The following is a 6482-nucleotide window of genomic DNA, read 5'->3' on the forward strand; positions in this document are numbered from 1 at the left end:
TTAATCTTGGCGTTTACCACAGTGGCGGCAATACAGATTGCGATTGCGGTTTTTAAGCTCGTTATGAATCGCTTTATTCGCCTCTTGCTGACTTAAACCCAGTTTATACCGTAAGTTTTCTAAGTGCTCTTCTTCAACAGGCGATAAGTGCCCATCTTCAACGGCTTCATGCACTGCATCGGTAAACACTTGTCTGCGTTTACGTAACTGCTCAGAAAAGCTTGAGGCCAACAAACCAGTTGGAATAGCCACCATGCCCATACTTACCAGTGTAATAGCACCACCAAATAAGCGACCAAGGGGAGTCACAGGCACGACATCGCCATAACCAACGGTTGTTAATGTCACCATTGCCCACCACATTGCAGCAGGGATAGAGCCAAATTTATCTGGCTGTACATCGTGTTCAATTAAGTAAATACCGCATGAAGCAATAATCAGCACTACGGCCATAATAAAAAAAGCCGCAAGCAGTGAGCTGCTTTCTTCTTTGAACGAGTTTAATAACAGCTGCATCGCCCTTGAATAGCGTGTCAGCTTGAAGATACGCATTAACCTAAGCACTCGCAAGAAGCGTAAATCAACACTCACAAAGACCATCAGAATGGTGGGTAAAATCGCGATAAGATCAATCAGCGCCAACGGCGAAAAGAAATACTTAATACGAATTTTTGAATTTGTTAACGGGCTTTCTTTATGCACGCTTTTATCTACACAGCACCAAAGCCTGAGCACATATTCTAAGGTAAAGATACCGACAGAAATCAGCTCGATCATTAAAAATTCGTGATGATATTGCTTTGCTAAAGGGCCGACTGACTCCAACACTATCGCCACTACATTAATCATGATCAACGACATCAAAAATACGTCGAGAGCTCGTCCTATACGTCGATATTTACCGTTACCTTCAAAAACTCGTGCAGTGTAATTTCTTAAACGATGCAAAATAATGATCCAGTTTTTAGTTAAGTTTTAGCACCATATTAATGCTGCCTTCTTCAAAGTCGCGGGTGATCTTAAACCCGAGTTTTCGTGCCAGTTCAATCATGCCGGTGTTTTCTGGCAAGGTAATACCAGCAATTTGTTTTACGCCTTGGTTTTTACAATGCTCAATTGCCGCATTCATTAATATTGTGCCAAGTCCTAAACCTTGGCAATCAGAGCGCACCACAATTGCAAACTCAGCATCGAGTTTGTCTGGATCCATAAGTACACGAGACACCCCTAATGTACAGGCTGAACCATTTTGCTCTTGGCTGACAATAAACGCCATTTCTCGGTCATAATCAATTTGCGTCATTTTCGCGAGCTGATCATGGTTAAATTGCGGTAATTCACCGAAGAAGCGTTTATATCTGTCTTCTTTACTTAATGATTGATCAAACTCTAAGTGAGCTTGCTCATCTTCCGGTTTAATTGGTCTTAGCTGTGCTTGGGTATTGTTTTTAAGGGTTACCTCTTTAACCAATTCAATCGGGTAGGGGCGAATACACAAGCGTTTACGATTCGCTTTTGCTTTGTAACGGCTAAGGCCGATAGTCGCATCAAGGACTAAAAACTGCCCGTTGCTGGCTAAAATAGGGTTTAGCTCAACACTGGTAATGTCAGGTTGGTCGATAACAAGCTGCGAGATGCGGGTGAGTAGGGCGCATAAACGGTATTTATCGACCTTTTCTGGTAGTACGCGGTCTTTAAGTACGCCTTTATCGTGCGCCGCAGCAATCAGGTATTTTGCCAAGTTCATATTCAGTGGTGGTAATGCCACTGCAGCTTGAGCGAATTCAAGTCCGGTGCCTGCTTCACCCAGTAAGATCACTGGGCCAAAGTTCGGCTCTGTTTTAATAGCGATTCGTAGCTCATTAGCACCTGCTCGCGGCGCCATCTTTTGCAATGAAAAGCCTTCAATATGGGCGTCAGGGTAGGTGTTTTTGATTCGTAGCAGCATGGCAAAGGCTGTTTGCTCAACTTCTTGTGCATCATTTAAATTAAGGACCACACCACCGACTTCTGATTTAGAAGGAATACTTGGGCTTATTAGTTTTAACGCTACAGGAAAACCTAGCTCAATGGCTTGCTCTTTGGCTTCAGTTGGCGTGTAAGCAACTTCAGTTTGAATACAATCAATACCATAATGAGTGAGTATTTGGCTTGCTTCATGGGTTGATAAATAGCTTTGCTCTTCGGCTAAAAACTCATTTACTACAATGCGTGCTGCGTCTTTATTTATTTTTGCATCATCGGTGTTTGATTCTGGCGTTTGCGTTAAATGCTTTTGGTTACGGCGATAACTTACCAAGTGCATAAACGCACCAACCGCACCTTCAGGTGTACGGTAGGTCGGAATGGCATTATTAGCGCAGACTTTTCGCGCAGCATACGCGGCATCTTCACCCATAAAGTTTGTCATAACATAAGGGCGAGCCATCTTCGGGATTTTCTCTAAGGTTTCGACAATGATCTCAGCATAGTCTTCACTCGGTGCAAGCGCAGAAGGGGTATGAATGATCAGCAGGTTTTTAACTTCTTTAGCTTGCAGTAAAATTTCTAAGGCTTGTTGATAGCGCCTTGGTGCTGAGTCACCAAAAATATCCACCGGATTCGAGGTCATCTCTGATTGCGGAATCACTTTATTAAGCGCAGCTCTGGTCTCGTCGCTAAGCTCTGCTAGTTTTCCTGAGCTTTGCAAGAGCGTATCCACAGCCATAACACCTGGGCCGCCGCCATTGGTTAAAATAGTCAGTTGTTCGACTTTAAGTAGTTTGGGGTGCATTGCCAGCGTTTGTGTTGCTGCAAAAAGCTCTCGTAAGTCGTTTACCCTTAGCATACCCGCTCGCTGAAACAACGCATCATAGACCGCATCAGAGCTTTGTTTGCCACCAGTGTGTATTTCTGCAGCAAGGGCACCGGCGCTGGTTTTACCGGTTTTAATGGCAATGACAGGTTTGCTAAACGCAGCAGCTCGCGCTGCGGAAATAAAGCTGCGAATATCTTCAATATTATCGATATACAACAAGATAGCCTTGGTTTTAGCATCGCGACCTAAAAAGTCGAGTAACTCATCAAAGTCGATATCAAGGCAATCACCTACAGACACAAAATATGAAAAGCCAATCTCTTTGTTCTTCGCCCAATCAAGAATCGTTGAGCAAACAGCCGCTGATTGCGATACAAAGGCGAGCTTTCCGGGGCTTGCAACTGTATGCGAAAAACTAGCATTTAAGCCAATATGAGGAATAAGTAAGCCCAAACAATTAGGCCCAAGTAAAGAGACATTTGCCTCAGTAGCTGCTTCTTTTAATGCGTACTTTTGGTCGGCGTTTAAGCCGGCTGCAATCACCACTGCATGTTTACAGCCAAGCTCCCCAAGCTCGTTAATGATGTTGATTAAGGTGTTTTTATTAGTACAAATAACCGCAAGGTCAGGTACTTTTGGAAGTGCAGCAATGCTCGGATAGGCTAGTACGCCGTGTACAGCGCTGTGATTTAAACTAACAGGCATGATTGGGCCTTTAAAGCCCCCTTGTAAAAGGTTGCGCATAACCACAAAGCCCGCTCGGTTAGGGGAATTTGAGGCGCCAATGACCGCGACTGATTTAGGGTTAAAAAATTGGCTAATACGTTTAACGCTCATGCTGTTTCCTTCGCTTGCGCTGTTTGTTAAAACTTCAGGGTCTGTTAAGTTTAATACACCCAAACTAGAACCGACACGCTTCTAAAGTATTAAAAGTTATACTCATAAGATAACCTGTTTATAACTACTTTTCGAGTCAAAAACAGTGACCTACATCAAGGAGAAAAGCATGAATAAAGCGCAACCATTTAATATCGTTATTGCAGCGTGTGCATTGGCGGTTGGTTTGCTTGGATTAGGTTTTATTTTGAAAAGTGCAGCCCTTGATGTGAAAGGCATGGAGCGCACTGTTCACGTTAAAGGGTTAGCTGAAATGGAAGTGCCTGCCGACACCGTAATTTGGCCATTGCAGTTTTCTGATGCCGATAACAACCTTGAAAAATTAGTAGGTCGCGTTGAAGAAAAAAGCGATGCAGTTGTCGCCTTTTTAAAGCTGCATGGCTTTAGTGATGAAGAAATTAGTCTTGGTAGTCAGTCAATTATTGATAAACAAGCCCGCGAATATGGCGGCGAGAATCAGCAGTTTCGTTATATTGCCCGTAATAATGTCATTGTTTATTCAAATGACATCGAAAAAGTGCAACATGCGTTAGGCGCTGTAAGCCAATTAGCCAAGCAAGGCATTGCGATAGTACAAGACAATTACGAAACGCGTATTCAATATTTATTTAATGGCTTAAATGAAATTAAGCCAAATATGATTCAAGAAGCAACCGAAAAAGCCCGTGAAGTGGCAATGAAATTTGCCAAAGATTCACAGTCTAAATTAGGTAAAATTAAAACAGCACGTCAGGGGCAGTTTTCAATTTCTGATAGAGATTCAAACACACCTCAGCTGAAAAAAGTGCGTGTTGTTACCAGTGTTGAATATTATCTATCTGACTAAACCCAATACCACAGATAAAGGCAGCCGCATGCGTGTGCATACAATTACCATGCGGCAAAGCGCTCCAAGCATAAAGCCACCACTAAATGCCACAGCCACCCCCAATAAGCCAAACTGATCTTTTAACAGTACTGCCATTAAAACCGTGACACTGGTTGCGCCAAGTAATACGTACAAGTTAATAAGCGGGTTGCCTTTTAATTTGATCATACTACTGGCTAAAATTCTTGCTGGTAATAACAGTTGCCCGAGTAACAGCAGCATTAAAATCCAAAACCCTTCCTGCAATTGGCTTTCGCCATAGAGAGTGAGTAGTGGCTTTGCGAGCAGAGCAAGTAGCAAAATAGCGGCAAAGTTAAAACGCCATACCACTTTCATTAATTCGCTAAGTTGCTGCTCGGTCGTTTCATCTGCCATTAAAATGGGTTTTAAATATTGGTTGGCGGCATTGCCTAAAATAGTCAGTAAGCCAGCAATCACTACCGCAGGAAAGAAGATACTCACGCCTTGTGCACCAAACCAGTGATGCACCAGTAAGACATCGAGTTTTGCTACTAATACGGTGCCTGCGCCACTGGCGAGCATGATCAAGGAGTCTTTACACCATTGCTTGGTTTGGTATCGGGCTGTACTTGCGACGAGCATTTTCTTGATTAACCAATATTGATAAATGACTACGCACAAGATGCTACAAAACAACAAGATACAAATCTCGACTAAAGATAAATCGCCACGTATTAAGTACACGAAAAAGCAAAACCCCGCGGTTAGCAATTCAAAAATACACTGCTGTGTTACTAGGCCAATTTTTGGTTTATTCAAAGCTACTAAAAAAGCCGATTGGCTTTGCATAATGGCGCCAATCGGCACCAGTAATAGTAAATAGACCACATGCTCTTGAGCGCTTTGGTGCGGTGAAATAGCCTGAAAGCTAATCACCACAGCAGCGACAAAAATCACCCCGAATAAACACGATGCAGCTAAATAAACATGTTTTAAGCCACGTAGTAAATCATGTTGCTGAGCTTTGTAGAGCGGGTAGCTAATACGCATTAAAGATGATGCAAAACCCATACTCGCGGGTAATAACAGAATTTCACACAGTGCGAGTAACGCGGCGAAAGTACCAAACTCATCAGTACTTAATAACCTTGCAAGGCACAAGGTAAGTACAATACGGCTACCATGGTTAAGGGCGGTAAAACTACTGAGCGATAAAAACGCTTTAACAACATCCTTATTCATGAAGTTATTGATTGAGCGCGTTTAATAACTGCGCCGTTGGCACTTGCAAATAGGCCGCGCAAAGCAGCACTTTACTGTCGCTACTCGTTGGTTGATTGGCACCATAAAATTGCTTAAGGGTATTTATTAAGGCGCTGACTGCGCTAGGGCTGTGGCTTTGGTCGACTTCCATCATGGCTAATAGCGCAGAGAACTCATGTTTGGCTAGCATTTGGGTCGTGCTGTTTTGCGCTATAAAGCAACCAATAGGAGTGAGCTGCTGTTTATTTAATGTTTTTAACGCTATGCCTAAGCTTTCGTTGCTTTCAAATAACATTAACGAACGCAAGTAATTAAAGGGTAGGTTATCAGCCTGACACTGCGTAAATAAATGATGTAGTAAGGTATTGCCCTGACTGTCTGTTACACAAAAAGCATTTTGAAACTTAAGACCAGGCGTGAAAAAGCTCAGTTTATCGATATCATCAATTAAGGCTACAGCTTCACTTGGCAGCGGGCTTGCTTCGAGTAAATGCGCTGCCACATTTTGTAAAAACAAGTATTTAACTTCACTACTGTAAGCTAATTGATAAATGTGCTGTAATTGTGCCGCTTGCAACACTCCCGATAAACTTTGGTAATCGGCAATGAGTTCTTTTAACTGATGATGTTGAAGCCGGCTGTTCAATTGCTCAATCGCGCTTTGCATGGAGATACTCGTTTTTTATTATTTATACA

5 protein-coding genes are annotated in these 6482 nt (G+C 42.7%); 1 reads left to right on the top strand and 4 read right to left on the bottom strand.

Features of this window, described 5'->3' with window-relative positions; translation table 11 throughout:
• Both L1D51_RS04570 and L1D51_RS04575 read right to left on the bottom strand, forming a co-directional pair.
• Positions 1-954 (bottom strand): ion transporter, encoded by a 954-nt coding sequence (locus L1D51_RS04570; protein WP_239962842.1) that lies wholly within the window; start codon positions 952-954, stop codon positions 1-3.
• Between the two features lie 10 nt (positions 955-964).
• Positions 965-3634 (bottom strand): bifunctional acetate--CoA ligase family protein/GNAT family N-acetyltransferase, encoded by a 2670-nt coding sequence (locus tag L1D51_RS04575; RefSeq protein ID WP_239962836.1) that lies wholly within the window; start codon positions 3632-3634, stop codon positions 965-967.
• 169 nt (positions 3635-3803) lie between these two features.
• Here L1D51_RS04575 and L1D51_RS04580 point away from each other — a divergent pair, with 169 nt between their 5' ends.
• Positions 3804-4520 carry an SIMPL domain-containing protein gene (locus L1D51_RS04580; protein WP_054562750.1) on the top strand — a complete coding sequence of 239 codons (717 nt, stop codon included), beginning with the start codon at positions 3804-3806 and terminating at the stop codon, positions 4518-4520.
• Here the strand turns inward: L1D51_RS04580 and L1D51_RS04585 are convergent.
• Positions 4509-5765 (bottom strand): lipopolysaccharide biosynthesis protein, encoded by a 1257-nt coding sequence (locus tag L1D51_RS04585; protein WP_239962838.1) that lies wholly within the window; start codon positions 5763-5765, stop codon positions 4509-4511. The two genes, L1D51_RS04580 and L1D51_RS04585, sit on opposite strands and share 12 nt — an antisense overlap.
• Before the next feature lie 4 nt (positions 5766-5769).
• Positions 5770-6453 (bottom strand): hypothetical protein, encoded by a 684-nt coding sequence (locus L1D51_RS04590; RefSeq protein WP_239962840.1) that lies wholly within the window; start codon positions 6451-6453, stop codon positions 5770-5772.
• Positions 6454-6482: the final 29 nt, after the last annotated feature.

It is taken from the genome of Pseudoalteromonas shioyasakiensis (assembly GCF_022398475.1).
GTDB lineage: Bacteria > Pseudomonadota > Gammaproteobacteria > Enterobacterales > Alteromonadaceae > Pseudoalteromonas.

What these genes read in the sequence shown, in the direction of transcription:
- L1D51_RS04585 (WP_239962838.1), bottom strand. Translation starts at nt 5,765, where the DNA reads ATGAATAAGGATGTTGTTAAAGCGTTTTTATCGCTCAGTAGTTTTACC.
- L1D51_RS04590 (WP_239962840.1), bottom strand. Translation starts at nt 6,453, where the DNA reads ATGCAAAGCGCGATTGAGCAATTGAACAGCCGGCTTCAACATCATCAG.
- L1D51_RS04580 (WP_054562750.1), top strand. Translation starts at nt 3,804, where the DNA reads ATGAATAAAGCGCAACCATTTAATATCGTTATTGCAGCGTGTGCATTG.
- L1D51_RS04575 (WP_239962836.1), bottom strand. Translation starts at nt 3,634, where the DNA reads ATGAGCGTTAAACGTATTAGCCAATTTTTTAACCCTAAATCAGTCGCG.